The sequence below is a fragment of the Salmonella sp. 32010601201800023SM genome (assembly GCF_017572235.1).
In the GTDB taxonomy this organism is placed as follows: domain Bacteria; phylum Pseudomonadota; class Gammaproteobacteria; order Enterobacterales; family Enterobacteriaceae; genus Salmonella; species Salmonella enterica.
The window spans coordinates 71,990-87,056 of sequence record NZ_JAGEQS010000008.1 but is presented as its reverse complement, the minus strand read 5'-3'; the positions used below and the strand labels follow the sequence as shown (position 1 = coordinate 87,056).

Genomic DNA, 15,067 nt, shown 5'->3' with positions numbered 1-15,067 from the left:
TTCCCTTGTTTTATATTATTTCCAGTCACCACGTCCGCGTTCACTTTCCACATTGTGGACGTGCACATAGTCGCCACTTTTTATTTCCTGAGTGGCGCGGCCAATGGATTCGCCATATTTATAAACTTCGCCATGAAAAGGCACATCGCAGATGGCGAATTTGTGACCAAATGGCACATCCTGATGTAACACAACGCTTATCTCGCGTTCGCCAATGAACATTGTGGCGGTTTCGCCGGCCTTGAGCGCCGTAATAGCCGTCGCGACGCAATCCTGAGGGTGAATCACCACTGCATTTTTTTTCACGATTAACTCCTTTGCTTTAGTCCTGTCTTCCCTAATCAAAAGACGTGCCACTTTTTAACAACATGATTTATATGACTTTATTTTCATGAGATGATCTGGCGGTGACAGGAACTGCGGTAATTTGCCTCAGTCGTGTCGCATTTTGCGTCACCTGCTCATGGACGCCTGGCGCAACAAATGTTCTACCCCCTGTTTTGACGTGCGTGTTTGGGCTATGCTATGCGGATCTAAACACCACCTCTAAAGCTACATTTGTAGCTGTATCGAAAACAGGACTACTGGCTGCCATGCAAGAGCAATACCGCCCGGAAGAGATAGAATCCAAAGTACAGCTTCACTGGGATGAGAAGCGCACATTTGAAGTGACCGAAGACGAGAGCAAAGAGAAGTATTACTGCCTGTCGATGCTTCCCTATCCTTCTGGCCGACTACACATGGGCCACGTACGTAACTACACCATCGGCGACGTGGTTGCCCGCTACCAGCGTATGCTGGGCAAAAACGTGCTGCAGCCAATCGGCTGGGACGCCTTCGGCCTGCCGGCGGAAGGCGCGGCGGTGAAGAACAACACCGCGCCGGCACCGTGGACGTACGACAACATCGCGTATATGAAAAACCAGCTCAAAACGCTGGGTTTTGGCTATGACTGGAGCCGTGAAATCGCGACCTGCACCCCGGAATACTACCGTTGGGAACAGAAGTTCTTCACCGAGCTGTATAAAAAAGGCCTGGTGTACAAGAAGACTTCTGCCGTTAACTGGTGCCCGAACGATCAGACCGTTCTCGCCAACGAACAGGTGATCGACGGCTGCTGCTGGCGCTGCGACACCAAAGTTGAGCGTAAAGAGATCCCACAGTGGTTTATCAAAATCACCGCTTACGCAGACGAGCTGTTGCGCGATCTGGATAAGCTGGACCACTGGCCTGATACCGTAAAAACGATGCAGCGCAACTGGATTGGCCGCTCTGAAGGCGTGGAAATCACCTTCGATGTGAAGGGTTACGATAACACCCTGACCGTCTATACCACCCGTCCAGATACCTTTATGGGCGCCACTTACCTGGCGGTGGCCGCCGGTCATCCGCTGGCGCAAAAAGCGGCGGCGAACAACGCCGAACTGGCGGCGTTCATCGACGAATGCCGTAACACCAAAGTGGCCGAAGCCGAAATGGCGACCATGGAGAAAAAAGGCGTCGACACCGGCTATAAAGCGATTCATCCGTTAACTGGCGAAGAGATCCCGGTCTGGGCGGCAAACTTTGTCCTGATGGAGTACGGCACTGGCGCGGTGATGGCCGTTCCGGGTCACGATCAGCGCGACTACGAATTTGCCTCCAAATACGGTTTGACCATCAAGCCGGTGATTCTGGCCGCCGACGGTTCCGAGCCAGATCTTTCCGAACAGGCGCTGACCGAAAAAGGCGTGCTGTTTAACTCCGGCGAGTTCGACGGCCTGGCCTTTGAAGCGGCGTTTAACGCCATTGCCGATAAACTGGCGGAAAAAGGCGTCGGCGAACGTAAAGTGAACTACCGTCTGCGCGACTGGGGCGTTTCCCGTCAGCGTTACTGGGGCGCGCCGATCCCGATGGTCACCCTGGAAGACGGCACTGTGCTGCCGACGCCGGAAGATCAACTGCCGGTTATTCTGCCGGAAGACGTCGTCATGGACGGCATCACCAGCCCGATCAAGGCCGATCCTGAGTGGGCGAAAACCACCGTTAACGGTATGCCGGCGCTGCGTGAAACCGACACCTTCGACACCTTTATGGAATCGTCATGGTACTACGCGCGTTACACCTGCCCGCAGTATCAGGAAGGAATGCTGGATTCGAAAGCGGCAAACTACTGGCTGCCGGTCGACATCTACATCGGCGGTATTGAACATGCCATCATGCACCTGCTCTACTTCCGTTTCTTCCATAAGCTGATGCGCGATGCGGGCATGGTCACCTCTGACGAGCCGGCTAAACAGTTGCTGTGCCAGGGCATGGTACTGGCGGATGCGTTCTATTATGTCGGCGAGAACGGCGAACGTAACTGGGTTTCGCCAGTTGACGCTATCGTCGAGCGCGATGAAAAAGGCCGCATCGTCAAAGCAAAAGACGCAGCGGGTCATGAGCTGGTCTACACTGGCATGAGTAAAATGTCCAAGTCGAAAAATAACGGTATCGACCCGCAGGTAATGGTTGAACGTTATGGCGCGGATACGGTACGCCTGTTTATGATGTTCGCTTCTCCGGCGGATATGACTCTGGAATGGCAGGAGTCCGGCGTAGAAGGCGCAAACCGCTTTATTAAACGCGTCTGGAAGCTGGTTTACGAACACACCGCTAAAGGTTCTGTCGCGGCGCTGAACGTCGATGCGCTGAGCGAAGATCAAAAAGCGCTGCGTCGCGATGTGCATAAAACCATTGCCAAAGTGACCGATGATATCGGCCGCCGTCAGACGTTCAACACCGCCATTGCGGCGATCATGGAGTTGATGAACAAACTGGCGAAAGCCCCGCAGGAAGGCGAACAAGACCGCGCACTGCTTCAGGAAGCGCTGCAGGCCGTCGTGCGTATGCTTAACCCGTTCACCCCGCACGTCTGCTTTACCTTGTGGCAGGAACTGGGTGGCGAAGGCGATATCGACAACGCACCGTGGCCGGTTGCCGACGAGCAGGCAATGGTGGAAAACACCACGCTGGTTGTCGTGCAGGTTAACGGTAAAGTTCGCGGTAAGATCACCGTTGCGGTGGATGCCACCGAAGAACAGGTGCGTGAACGTGCAGGCCAGGAACATCTGGTGGCAAAATATCTTGATGGCGTTACCGTGCGTAAAGTGATTTACGTTCCGGGTAAACTCCTCAATCTGGTTGTTGGCTAAGCGCGGGAGGAAGCGTGCGATATCTGGTAACACTGTTGTTATCTCTGGCGGTGCTGGTCACCGCCGGATGCGGCTGGCATCTGCGTAGCACTACGCAGGTTCCGGCTTCAATGAAAACGATGATCCTCGATTCCGGCGATCCGAACGGTCCGCTAAGTCGTGCGGTACGTAATCAGTTACGGCTGAATAACGTAAACCTGCTTGATAAAGACACAACGCGCAAAGACGTTCCGTCTCTGCGGCTTGGAACGGTGACTATTTCGCAGGATACGGCGTCAGTGTTCCAGGACGGCCAGACGGCGGAATATCAGATGGTGATGACCGTCAATGCCTCGGTATTGATTCCGGGCCATGACATCTATCCTATCAGCACGAAAGTGTACCGTTCGTTCTTCGATAACCCGCAGATGGCGTTGGCGAAGGATAACGAGCAGGCCATGATCGTTCAGGAGATGTACGACAAAGCCGCTGAACAGCTGATTCGTAAGCTGACCAGCGTCCGCGCGGCGGATATTCAGGCGACGAAAGAGGAGGCTACCGCCGACAATGAGACGGCGGCGCCCGCCTCTACGCCAGCACGCGTCTCCACTACGCTGAGTAACTAATGATCAGGTTGTATCCTGAACAACTCCGCGCGCAGCTCAACGAAGGGCTGCGCGCGGCATATCTGCTATTGGGCAACGATCCGCTGCTGCTGCAGGAAAGTCAGGACGCTATTCGTCTGGCGGCTGCGTCGCAAGGCTTCGAAGAGCACCACGCTTTTACTCTCGATCCCAGTACCGACTGGGGATCGCTTTTCTCACTCTGCCAGGTGATGAGCCTGTTCGCCAGCCGTCAAACGCTGGTGCTGCAACTGCCGGAAAACGGGCCTAACGCGGCAATGAATGAGCAACTCGCCACCCTGAGCGAGCTGCTGCATGACGACCTGTTATTAATAGTACGCGGAAACAAGCTCACCAAAGCGCAGGAAAACGCCGCCTGGTATACCGCGCTGGCAGACCGTAGCGTTCAAGTCAGTTGTCAGACGCCGGAGCAGGCGCAGCTTCCCCGCTGGGTTGCCGCCAGAGCGAAAGCACAGAATTTGCAACTGGATGACGCCGCGAACCAACTGCTGTGCTATTGCTATGAGGGCAATCTGTTGGCGCTGGCGCAGGCGCTGGAACGACTGTCGCTGCTTTGGCCTGACGGTAAGTTAACGCTTCCTCGCGTGGAGCAGGCCGTCAATGACGCCGCCCACTTTACCCCTTTCCACTGGGTGGATGCGTTACTGATGGGGAAAAGCAAACGCGCGCTGCATATCCTGCAACAGCTACGCCTTGAAGGCAGTGAACCGGTTATTCTGCTGCGCACCCTCCAGCGAGAGCTGCTGCTACTGGTCAATCTCAAACGTCAGTCCGAGCATACGCCGTTACGCGCGCTATTTGATAAACACCGGGTCTGGCAAAACCGTCGCCCCATGATCGGCGACGCGTTGCAGCGTCTCCATCCTGCGCAGCTTCGCCAGGCCGTGCAGTTACTGACGCGTACAGAAATTACGCTCAAACAGGATTATGGTCAGTCGGTATGGGCAGATCTTGAAGGGCTATCGCTCCTGCTCTGCCATAAGGCGCTGGCAGACGTATTTATTGATGGGTGATATGAAATCGTTACAGGCTTTATTCGGCGGCACCTTTGATCCGGTGCATTATGGACATCTTAAACCTGTTGAAACGCTGGCGAATCTGATCGGCTTATCGCGGGTGATTATTATGCCTAACAATGTGCCGCCGCATCGCCCCCAGCCGGAAGCCTCCAGCGCGCAGCGTAAATATATGCTGGAGCTGGCTATCGCCGATAAGCCGCTTTTTACGCTGGATGAACGCGAGCTACAGCGAAACGCGCCCTCTTACACTGCGCAAACGCTGAAAGCATGGCGCGAAGAACAGGGCCCCGAAGCGCCGCTGGCGTTTATTATCGGCCAGGACTCGCTGCTTAACTTCCCCACCTGGCATGATTACGACACCATCCTTGATAACACTCACCTGATCGTTTGTCGTCGTCCGGGCTATCCCCTTGAAATGACGCAGGCGCAACACCAGCAGTGGCTGGAACAGCATCTGACCCATACGCCAGACGATCTGCACCAGTTGCCAGCCGGTAAAATTTACCTGGCGGAAACGCCCTGGCTTAATATCTCCGCAACCCTCATCCGCGAACGGCTGGAAAAAGGCGAGTCCTGCGACGATCTGTTGCCGGAAAACGTGCTGAACTACATCAATCAGCAGGGGTTATACCGGTAAGCACATTGCGCAGCGCCGCCAGCAGACGCTCGTTTTGCGCAGCGCTGCGTATCGCCACACGATAATAGCGGCTGTCCAGCCCCGGGTAGTTAGCGCAGCTACGGATTAAAATTCGCTGCGTCAGCAACCGCCGCTGCAGGTCAATATCCTCTCGCTCACAGCGTAACAACAGATAGTTTGCCCGCCCGGGATAGACCGTCAGCAGGGGGAGCTGACAAAGCGCCTGATAAAACCGGGCGCCCTCCTCCCGTAACCAATGCCAGGTCGCCTGTTGCCAGGCACTATCCTGTAACGCTACCTCACCGGCCAGCGCCGCCAGCGCGTTAATCGACCACGGCATTTGTTGGCGACGCATCCGCGCTACCGCCGCGTCATCGCTATTGACGAGATATCCCAACCGCAGGCCGGGAATGGCATAAAATTTGGTCAGCGAACGCAGCACCCAGATATGCGGATTATCTTTAAGAGCAGGAATAAAGCCCGTCTCATGCGGAATAAAATCGATAAACGCCTCATCCAGGATCAGGTTAATGCTCAGCGATTTGCAGCGATCGGCAATGGCCTGTAATAACGGCCGCTCCGGCAGCAGGCCGGTAGGATTATTGGGCGTACACAGAAACAGGCAGTCCAGATCGGGCGTCAACGCCTCGAGAATGGCATCGGTAAGCTGCCAGTCATCCGCTTCGCGTAGAGACCAGCGACGAATTTCACAGCCACTTTGCGCCAGCGCCCGGCCATACTCCGCGAAACCTGGCGTGACAATCATTGCACGACGCGGTTTAAGACCGCTCGCCACGGTAAAGATTGACTCCGTCTCGCCATTTCCCGCCAGTATCCACGATGCCGGCACCTGATGGTGACGCGCCAGCGCCTGGTGCAAATGAAAATAATCGGCGTCCGGGTAGCGCTCAATGCAGTCCAGATTGTCGATAAGCGCGCGTTTCACGCTGACAGGCATACCCAGCGGATTAATGTTTGCGCTAAAATCCAGTAACTGGTCAGGCGAGATGCCCAACACCGTCGCGGCTTCCCGAATATTACCGCCATGCGCGCTGTTGAATAACGCCATTATGCCTCCGGTCAAAAAACGCTATTTTAGTGAAAAAAACGTTGCGCAATCAGGGGCATTATCATGTTTTGCGCATTTAACCTCATGAGAAATACCATGCGATTGTGGCTAGTGCGTCATGGCGAAACCGAGGCTAATGTCGCCGGGTTGTATAGCGGACATGCTCCCACGCCGTTAACGGAAAATGGGATTGGCCAGGCGAAAACGCTACATACTTTATTGCGCCACGCGCCATTTGACCGGGTGTTATGCAGCGAGCTGGAACGCGCGCGCCATACCGCCCGGCTCGTACTGGAGGGCCGGGATACGCCGCAACACATCTTACCTGAGCTTAATGAGATGTACTTCGGCGACTGGGAAATGCGCCATCACCGCGACCTCGCCCATGAAGATGCCGAAAGCTATGCCGCCTGGTGTACGGACTGGCAGAATGCGGTTCCGACCAATGGCGAGGGTTTTCAGGCTTTTACCCGGCGCGTAGAGCGCTTTATCTCGCGACTCGACGCGTTCAGCGATTGCCAGAACCTGCTGATCGTCAGCCATCAGGGCGTACTCAGCCTGTTGATTGCCCGTCTGCTCGCAATGCCCGCCGCCTCGCTATGGCATTTCCGGGTAGAACAGGGATGCTGGAGCGCAATCGACATATGCGAAGGGTTCGCCACCCTGAAAGTATTAAATAGTCGTGCCGTCTGGCGGCCTGAGTGATGAATTTTCCGTTTTTTCTCGCCGCAGCGGTTTCGCCCATTGACAGCCCCCGACAGGCTGTTATTCTCCGCAGCCAGGCTTTTTTCACCTTGCAGAGCTTTGCAGAAATTGTTTTACAAAAATGGCGATGCTTTCTGTGACGTGGGATGGGATGATAATCTGGTTTTAAACGCCGATCCGGCGACATAAGTCCCGGTATCGCCGCTGATTCAGGTATACTACACGGCGTCCCGCCGGAAGGTTAGCGTTAACTCGCAACGCCTTACCGGTCCAGCCTGTTGGCCTTTTTTCTATCGTTATAACGCAATTATTCACCCAGGGGGAAAACTTGCAGGGTAAAGCACTCCAGGATTTTGTTATCGACAAAATTGATGACCTGAAAGGTCAGGACATCATCGCCTTAGATGTTCAGGGTAAATCCAGTATCACCGACTGTATGATTATTTGTACCGGCACCTCCAGCCGTCACGTTATGTCTATTGCCGACCACGTGGTGCAGTCGTCGCGCGCGGCCGGTATGCTGCCATTGGGCGTCGAAGGCGAAAATGCGGCTGACTGGATTGTCGTCGATCTGGGCGATGTGATTGTGCATGTCATGCAGGAAGAAAGTCGCCGCCTGTATGAACTGGAAAAACTCTGGAGTTAATGCGTGAAGCTGCAACTTGTCGCTGTCGGCACGAAGATGCCCGACTGGGTTCAAACGGGATTTACGGAATATCTGCGTCGTTTTCCGAAAGATATGCCCTTTGAGCTGATCGAAATCCCTGCGGGCAAACGCGGCAAGAACGCGGATATCAAACGCATTCTCGACAAAGAGGGCGAGCAGATGCTGGCCGCCGCCGGTAAGAATCGCATTGTTACCCTGGATATTCCAGGCAAGCCGTGGGATACGCCGCAGTTAGCCAATGAGCTGGAGCGCTGGAAACAGGACGGGCGCGACGTCAGTTTGCTGATTGGCGGCCCGGAAGGATTATCTCCCGCCTGCAAAGCGGCAGCGGAACAGAGCTGGTCGCTCTCGGCGTTAACGCTCCCTCACCCGCTGGTTCGGGTTCTGGTTGCGGAGAGTTTGTACCGGGCGTGGAGCATCACAACCAACCACCCTTATCACCGTGAGTGATCGTGAAGTCTTGAGAAGATTAAGCAGCGGATGAAACGACAAAATTCTTTTCGTGACTATACGGCTGAGTCCGCACTGTTTGTGCGTCGGGCGCTGGTCGCCTTTTTGGGTATTTTGCTGCTGACCGGCGTACTGATCGCCAATTTGTATAATCTGCAAATTCTCCGTTTTACCGATTACCAGACCCGCTCGAACGAAAACCGTATCAAGCTGGTGCCAATTGCGCCAAGCCGCGGGATAATCTACGACCGTAACGGCATTCCCCTTGCGCTGAACCGCACTATCTATCAGATTGAAATGATGCCGGAAAAGGTGGATAACGTTCAGCAAACGCTGGATGCGCTACGCAGTGTGGTCGATTTAAACGACGACGATATCGCCGCCTTTAAAAAAGAGCGCGCCCGATCCCATCGCTTTACTTCTATTCCGGTGAAAACAAACCTGACGGAAGTTCAGGTCGCGCGCTTTGCTGTCAACCAGTACCGTTTTCCGGGCGTCGAAGTCAAAGGCTATAAACGCCGCTATTATCCATACGGATCGGCGCTGACCCACGTTATCGGCTACGTATCGAAAATCAATGATAAAGACGTCGAGCGTCTCGACAGAGAAAACAAACTGGCGAACTACGCCGCCACCCATGACATCGGCAAGCTGGGCATTGAGCGCTACTATGAAGATATTCTGCATGGTCAAACCGGTTATGAAGAGGTTGAAGTCAACAACCGCGGTCGCGTTATTCGCCAACTCAAAGAGGTGCCGCCGCAGGCCGGACACGATATCTACCTGACGCTGGATCTCAAGCTCCAGCAGTATATTGAAACGCTGCTGGCAGGCAGTCGCGCGGCGGTGATTGTCACCGATCCGCGTACCGGCGGCGTGCTATCGCTGGTCTCCATGCCAAGTTACGACCCTAACCTTTTCGTGGACGGCATCTCCAGCAAAGATTACTCCGGGCTGCTTAACGACCCGAACACGCCATTAGTGAACCGCGCGACTCAGGGTGTCTACCCACCTGCTTCTACCGTTAAGCCTTACGTCGCCGTATCGGCGTTAAGCGCTGGCGTCATCACCCGTAACACCAGTCTTTTCGACCCTGGCTGGTGGCAGTTGCCGGGGTCTGAGAAACGCTACCGCGACTGGAAAAAATGGGGCCACGGGCATCTGAATATCACCAAATCCCTTGAAGAGTCGGCGGATACCTTCTTCTATCAGGTGGCCTATGACATGGGGATCGATCGCCTGTCAGAATGGATGGGTAAGTTCGGCTATGGTCACTATACCGGAATTGATCTCGCAGAAGAGCGATCTGGTAATATGCCGACCCGCGAGTGGAAACAGAAACGCTTTAAAAAACCGTGGTATCAGGGCGATACGATTCCGGTGGGCATCGGCCAGGGTTACTGGACAGCGACGCCGATTCAGATGAGTAAGGCGCTGATGATCCTTATTAACGACGGTGTAGTTAAAGTCCCGCACCTGTTAATGAGCACCGCGGAAAACGGTAAACAGGTGCCGTGGGTACAGCCGCATGAGCCGCCGGTGGGCGATATTCACTCCGGCTACTGGGAAATTGCGAAAGATGGCATGTATGGCGTCGCCAACCGCCCTAACGGCACGGCGCATAAATATTTTGCCAGCGCGCCCTATAAAATCGCGGCGAAGTCGGGCACCGCGCAGGTCTTTGGCCTGAAGGCCAACGAAACGTACAATGCGCATAAAATCGCCGAGCGCCTGCGCGACCATAAATTAATGACCGCCTTTGCGCCGTATAACAATCCCCAGGTCGCCGTCGCGATCATCCTTGAAAACGGCGGTGCAGGCCCGGCAGTAGGCACGATCATGCGCCAAATCCTTGATCACATCATGCTGGGCGACAACAACACCCATTTGCCTGCGGAAAACCCGGTGGTTGCAGCGGCGGAGGACCAATAATCATGACGGATAATCCGAACAAAAAAACCTTCTGGGATAAAATTCATATCGATCCCACGATGCTACTCATTCTGCTGGCGTTACTGGTTTATAGCGCGTTGGTCATCTGGAGCGCCAGCGGCCAGGACATCGGCATGATGGAGCGTAAAATCGGTCAGATTGCGATGGGGCTGGTGGTCATGGTGGTGATGGCGCAGATCCCGCCGCGCGTGTATGAAGGCTGGGCGCCCTATCTCTATATCATTTGTATCATTCTGCTGGTCGCCGTTGATGCCTTCGGCGCAATATCCAAAGGCGCGCAGCGCTGGCTCGATCTGGGAATCGTTCGCTTTCAGCCTTCGGAAATAGCCAAAATCGCCGTGCCGCTGATGGTCGCCCGCTTTATTAACCGCGACGTCTGCCCGCCCTCGCTGAAAAATACCGCCATCGCCCTGGTATTAATCTTTATGCCTACCCTGCTGGTCGCCGCCCAGCCGGACCTGGGGACGTCTATTCTGGTCGCCCTTTCCGGTCTCTTTGTCCTATTTTTGTCTGGTCTGAGCTGGCGCTTAATTGGGGTCGCCATTGTATTGATCGCTGCATTTATTCCTATTTTGTGGTTTTTCCTGATGCACGATTACCAACGCCAGCGCGTCATGATGCTCCTTGATCCGGAGACCGATCCGCTGGGCGCGGGCTATCATATTATTCAGTCTAAAATCGCCATTGGCTCAGGCGGCCTGCGCGGTAAAGGCTGGCTCCACGGCACCCAGTCGCAGCTGGAGTTTTTACCCGAACGCCATACCGACTTTATCTTCGCGGTACTGGCGGAAGAGCTCGGTCTGGTGGGCATCCTGATTCTGCTCGCGCTCTATATTTTGCTAATAATGCGCGGCTTGTGGATTGCCGCCAGAGCGCAAACTACATTTGGTCGCGTGATGGCTGGCGGATTAATGTTAATATTATTCGTTTATGTCTTCGTAAATATTGGTATGGTGAGCGGTATTCTGCCTGTGGTTGGAGTACCTTTACCCCTGGTCAGCTACGGGGGCTCCGCACTGATTGTGCTGATGGCCGGGTTCGGGATTGTGATGTCGATCCACACCCACAGAAAAATGTTGTCGAAAAGCGTATAAGGGGTGCGCAATGCGTAAGCAGTTGCCTGTAATCTGCGTCGCGGCAGGGATAGTACTACTCGCGGCATGTACTAATGACGGCGGTCAGCAGCAAACCACCGTCGCGCCGCAACCTGCGGTATGTAATGGTCCGACTGTGGAAATCAGCGGAGCGGAACCGCGTTATGAACCTCTGAATCCGACCGCAAACCAGGATTATCAGCGTGACGGTAAAAGTTATAAAATCGTTCAGGACCCGTCCCGCTTTAGCCAGGCTGGCCTGGCCGCTATTTATGATGCGGAACCCGGCAGTAATTTAACCGCCTCCGGGGAGATGTTCGATCCGATGCAGCTTACCGCCGCCCATCCGACACTGCCTATCCCCAGCTATGCGCGAATCACCAACCTGGCCAACGGTCGCATGATCGTCGTGCGTATTAACGATCGCGGCCCCTATGGCACCGATCGGGTCATCTCCCTGTCCCGCGCGGCGGCGGATCGTCTGAATACCTCGAATAATACTAAAGTACGGATTGACCCTATTATCGTGGCGCCGGATGGTTCGCTCTCCGGCCCGGGGATGGCCTGTACGACGGTGGCGAAACAGACCTACGCTCTGCCCCCGCGCCCTGATTTAAGCGGCGGAATGGGAAGCGCCTCTTCAGCGCCTGCGCAACCGCAAGGCGACGTTCTTCCGGTCAGTAATTCCACGTTGAAAAGTGACGATACCACCGGTGCGCCGGTGAGCAGTAGCGGCTTCCTCGGCGCGCCGACTACGCTGGCGCCTGGCGTGCTGGAGAGTAATGAACCGACGCCGACACCACAGACAGCGCCGGTTTCCGCGCCGGTGACGGCTCCAGCGACTGCGACGCCGGTAAGCGCGCCTGCCGCCGCAGCCCCGGTATCTACCCCGGTGAGCGCGCCTGCCGCCGCGGCGAGCGGTCGTTTCGTCGTCCAGGTCGGCGCCGTCAGCGATCAAACGCGTGCGCAGCAGTACCAACAGCGTTTAAGCCAGCAGTTCAGCGTACCAGGGCGCGTAATACAAAACGGCGCGGTCTGGCGTATTCAACTGGGGCCTTTTGCCAGTAAAGCCGAAGCCAGCGCGTTACAGCAACGTTTGCAAACAGAAGCACAATTACAGTCCTTTATCGCCAGCGCGCAGTAACCGATCGCAGGTATCTGTACTGTCAATTTCTGTAAATGACATTAACAAAGTCACGCGGAAAGTCAGATGCCTGCCAGTTATGCTTTTGCTATAGTAGGGCTCTTTTTTTAATTTCATCACGGACGTCGTAGTTCAGACCATGAAGACCACTTTTTCCGCTCGTTTTATGCAGCGCATGGCGCTCACCACGGCGCTTTGTGCCGCGTTTATCTCAACCGCACATGCCGATGACCTGAATATCAAAACTATGATCCCGGGCGTTCCGCAGATCGATGCGGAATCCTACATCCTGATCGACTACAACTCCGGCAAAGTTCTGGCGGAACAAAACGCCGACGAACGTCGCGACCCGGCTAGTCTGACAAAGATGATGACCAGTTACGTCATCGGACAGGCAATGAAAGCGGGTAAATTTAAAGAAACCGACCTGGTTACCGTCGGTAATGACGCCTGGGCCACCGGCAATCCGGTATTTAAAGGTTCCTCGCTGATGTTCCTCAAACCGGGAATGCAGGTACCGGTCTCTCAGTTGATACGCGGCATCAATCTGCAATCCGGCAATGACGCCTGTGTGGCGATGGCTGATTTCGCCGCCGGTAGCCAGGATGCTTTCGTCGGGCTGATGAACAGCTATGTGAACGCGTTGGGGCTGAAAAATACCCACTTCCAGACCGTACACGGCCTGGACGCCGACGGACAATACAGTTCAGCTCGCGATATGGCGCTGATTGGCCAGGCGTTAATTCGCGATGTGCCTAACGAATATGCCGTTTATAAAGAAAAAGAGTTCACCTTTAACGGCATTCGCCAGTTAAACCGTAACGGTCTGCTGTGGGATAACAGCCTGAATGTGGACGGCATCAAAACCGGCCATACCAGCAAAGCGGGCTATAATCTGGTCGCTTCCGCAACCGAAGGCCAGATGCGGTTGATTTCCGCCGTAATGGGCGGACGAACCTATAAAGGCCGTGAAACAGAAAGCAAAAAACTGCTGACGTGGGGCTTCCGTTTCTTTGAAACCGTTAATCCGCTGAAGGCTGGTAAAGAGTTCGCCTCTGAACCCGCCTGGTTTGGTAATACCGATCGCGCCTCGCTGGGCGTCGATAAAGACGTTTACCTGACGATCCCTCGCGGTCGCATGAAAGATTTGAAAGCGAGCTATGTACTGAATACCGCAGAACTGCACGCGCCGCTGCAGAAAAACCAGGTAGTCGGCACCATCAACTTCCAGCTGGACGGTAAAACCATCGAGCAGCGTCCGCTGGTCGTACTGCAAGAGATCCCGGAAGGGAACTTCTTCGGTAAAATCATTGATTACATTAAATTAATGTTCCATCACTGGTTTGGATAAAAATTGAACGCTTGAAAGTGTGATTTTCGTCCCCATATACTATGCATCAGTAAAACTCCCGCCCTGTGGCGGGAGTTGTTATTTTTTTTACGTAATGCCGGAGCTGACATGAAAACCAAACTTAACGAACTGCTTGAATTCCCTACGCCATTTACTTACAAAGTAATGGGGCAGGCGTTACCTGAGCTGGTTGATCAGGTGGTTGAAGTGGTACAGCGCCATGCGCCTGGTGATTACTCTCCGACGGTAAAACCGAGCAGCAAAGGCAACTACCACTCGGTCTCTATCACCATTAATGCCACCCATATTGAACAGGTTGAAACGCTGTACGAAGAACTGGGCAATATTGATATCGTGCGAATGGTATTGTAATACATCCAGACGGTTACCCGGTCTTATCCGGGTAACTCCCCGCCTCCCCCGCTGTGATATACTTTCCTCTCTTTTTTCATTCTCTACGGAGATGCCGTTTTGTATCAGGATAAAATCCTTGTCCGCCAGCTCGGCCTTCAGCCCTATGAAGCTATCTCTCAGGCCATGCATAACTTTACCGATATGCGCGATGAAAACAGCCATGATGAAATCTGGTTGGTTGAGCATTACCCGGTGTTTACCCAGGGCCAGGCCGGTAAAGCGGAACATATATTGATGCCTGGCGATATTCCCGTTGTGCAGAGCGATCGTGGAGGACAGGTGACCTATCATGGTCCGGGCCAACAGGTAATGTACGTTTTACTTAACCTGAAACGACGTAAACTGGGCGTGCGTGATTTAGTCACCCTACTTGAACAGACCGTGGTGAATACGCTGGCTGAAATTGGTATTGAGGCGCATCCGCGCGCCGATGCGCCGGGCGTCTACGTGGGTGAAAAGAAAATCTGCTCGCTGGGTTTACGTATCCGTCGCGGCTGCTCATTCCACGGTTTAGCGCTAAACGTTAACATGGATCTTTCTCCTTTCCTGCGTATCAACCCGTGTGGTTATGCCGGCATGGAAATGGCTAAAATAACGCAGTGGAAGGAAGACGCTACCACGGATAATATTGCGCCCCGCTTGCTGGCGAATATTTTAGCTCTGCTAAATAATCCACCGTATGAATATATTGCTGCTTAATGCGTAAAATATAATGGCCCAAGAAATTTATGGGTCATTAATCATATATGATTTGAATGCTTTACT

At 54.2% G+C, this 15,067-nt stretch carries 15 protein-coding genes; 13 read left to right on the top strand and 2 right to left on the bottom strand.

The window, feature by feature from the left end; translation table 11 throughout:
• Positions 1 to 15: 15 nt before the first annotated feature.
• Positions 16 to 357 (bottom strand): UxaA family hydrolase, encoded by a 342-nt coding sequence (locus J4617_RS20250; protein WP_001574029.1) that lies wholly within the window; start codon positions 355 to 357, stop codon positions 16 to 18.
• A 236-nt stretch (positions 358 to 593) separates the two neighbouring features.
• On the opposite strand from J4617_RS20250, the gene leuS reads away from it, so the two are divergent.
• From leuS to nadD, 4 genes are read left to right on the top strand one after another with little or no spacing between them, the layout of a single operon-like run.
• Positions 594 to 3,176 carry a leucine--tRNA ligase gene (leuS, locus tag J4617_RS20245; RefSeq protein WP_001157919.1) on the top strand — a complete coding sequence of 861 codons (2,583 nt, stop codon included), beginning with the start codon at positions 594 to 596 and terminating at the stop codon, positions 3,174 to 3,176.
• A 14-nt stretch (positions 3,177 to 3,190) separates the two neighbouring features.
• Positions 3,191 to 3,781 (top strand): LPS assembly lipoprotein LptE, encoded by a 591-nt coding sequence (gene lptE, locus J4617_RS20240; RefSeq protein WP_001269950.1) that lies wholly within the window; start codon positions 3,191 to 3,193, stop codon positions 3,779 to 3,781.
• Entirely contained in the window at positions 3,781 to 4,812 is a 1,032-nt protein-coding gene (gene holA / locus J4617_RS20235; protein ID WP_208290709.1) for a DNA polymerase III subunit delta, read from the top strand. Before lptE ends, holA begins: the two co-directional genes overlap by 1 nt.
• 1 nt (position 4,813) lies before the next feature.
• Positions 4,814 to 5,455: a nicotinate-nucleotide adenylyltransferase gene (gene nadD / locus J4617_RS20230; protein ID WP_001518902.1), complete on the top strand. Its 642-nt coding sequence runs from the start codon at positions 4,814 to 4,816 to the stop codon at positions 5,453 to 5,455.
• Here nadD and cobD read toward each other — a convergent pair.
• Positions 5,430 to 6,524: a threonine-phosphate decarboxylase CobD gene (gene cobD, locus J4617_RS20225; RefSeq protein WP_001173251.1), complete on the bottom strand. Its 1,095-nt coding sequence runs from the start codon at positions 6,522 to 6,524 to the stop codon at positions 5,430 to 5,432. The two genes, nadD and cobD, sit on opposite strands and share 26 nt — an antisense overlap.
• A gap of 96 nt (positions 6,525 to 6,620) precedes the next feature.
• On the opposite strand from cobD, the gene J4617_RS20220 reads away from it, so the two are divergent.
• The 9 genes from J4617_RS20220 (at position 6,621) to lipB (ending at position 15,001) form a co-directional block, all read left to right on the top strand.
• On the top strand, positions 6,621 to 7,229 hold the full coding sequence (locus J4617_RS20220; RefSeq protein WP_001241926.1) for an adenosylcobalamin/alpha-ribazole phosphatase: 609 nt from the start codon (positions 6,621 to 6,623) through the stop codon (positions 7,227 to 7,229).
• A 328-nt stretch (positions 7,230 to 7,557) separates the two neighbouring features.
• Positions 7,558 to 7,875, top strand: coding sequence for a ribosome silencing factor (rsfS, locus tag J4617_RS20215; protein WP_001161670.1), 318 nt, complete (start codon positions 7,558 to 7,560; stop codon positions 7,873 to 7,875).
• Between the two features lie 3 nt (positions 7,876 to 7,878).
• Positions 7,879 to 8,346 carry a 23S rRNA (pseudouridine(1915)-N(3))-methyltransferase RlmH gene (gene rlmH / locus J4617_RS20210; RefSeq protein WP_000776107.1) on the top strand — a complete coding sequence of 156 codons (468 nt, stop codon included), beginning with the start codon at positions 7,879 to 7,881 and terminating at the stop codon, positions 8,344 to 8,346.
• Positions 8,347 to 8,376: 30 nt separating this feature from the next.
• Positions 8,377 to 10,278, top strand: coding sequence for a peptidoglycan DD-transpeptidase MrdA (gene mrdA / locus J4617_RS20205; RefSeq protein WP_000828700.1), 1,902 nt, complete (start codon positions 8,377 to 8,379; stop codon positions 10,276 to 10,278).
• Positions 10,279 to 10,280: 2 nt separating this feature from the next.
• Positions 10,281 to 11,393, top strand: coding sequence for a peptidoglycan glycosyltransferase MrdB (gene mrdB, locus J4617_RS20200; RefSeq protein WP_000131713.1), 1,113 nt, complete (start codon positions 10,281 to 10,283; stop codon positions 11,391 to 11,393).
• A gap of 10 nt (positions 11,394 to 11,403) precedes the next feature.
• Positions 11,404 to 12,537 (top strand): endolytic peptidoglycan transglycosylase RlpA, encoded by a 1,134-nt coding sequence (rlpA, locus tag J4617_RS20195; RefSeq protein WP_017441660.1) that lies wholly within the window; start codon positions 11,404 to 11,406, stop codon positions 12,535 to 12,537.
• 139 nt (positions 12,538 to 12,676) lie between these two features.
• Complete coding sequence (gene dacA / locus J4617_RS20190; RefSeq protein ID WP_000858711.1) at positions 12,677 to 13,888, top strand: D-alanyl-D-alanine carboxypeptidase DacA; 1,212 nt, start codon at positions 12,677 to 12,679, stop codon at positions 13,886 to 13,888.
• A 108-nt stretch (positions 13,889 to 13,996) separates the two neighbouring features.
• Entirely contained in the window at positions 13,997 to 14,260 is a 264-nt protein-coding gene (ybeD, locus tag J4617_RS20185) for a DUF493 family protein YbeD (protein ID WP_000850547.1), read from the top strand.
• Positions 14,261 to 14,359: 99 nt separating this feature from the next.
• On the top strand, positions 14,360 to 15,001 hold the full coding sequence (gene lipB, locus J4617_RS20180) for a lipoyl(octanoyl) transferase LipB (protein ID WP_000284009.1): 642 nt from the start codon (positions 14,360 to 14,362) through the stop codon (positions 14,999 to 15,001).
• Positions 15,002 to 15,067 lie beyond the last annotated feature (66 nt).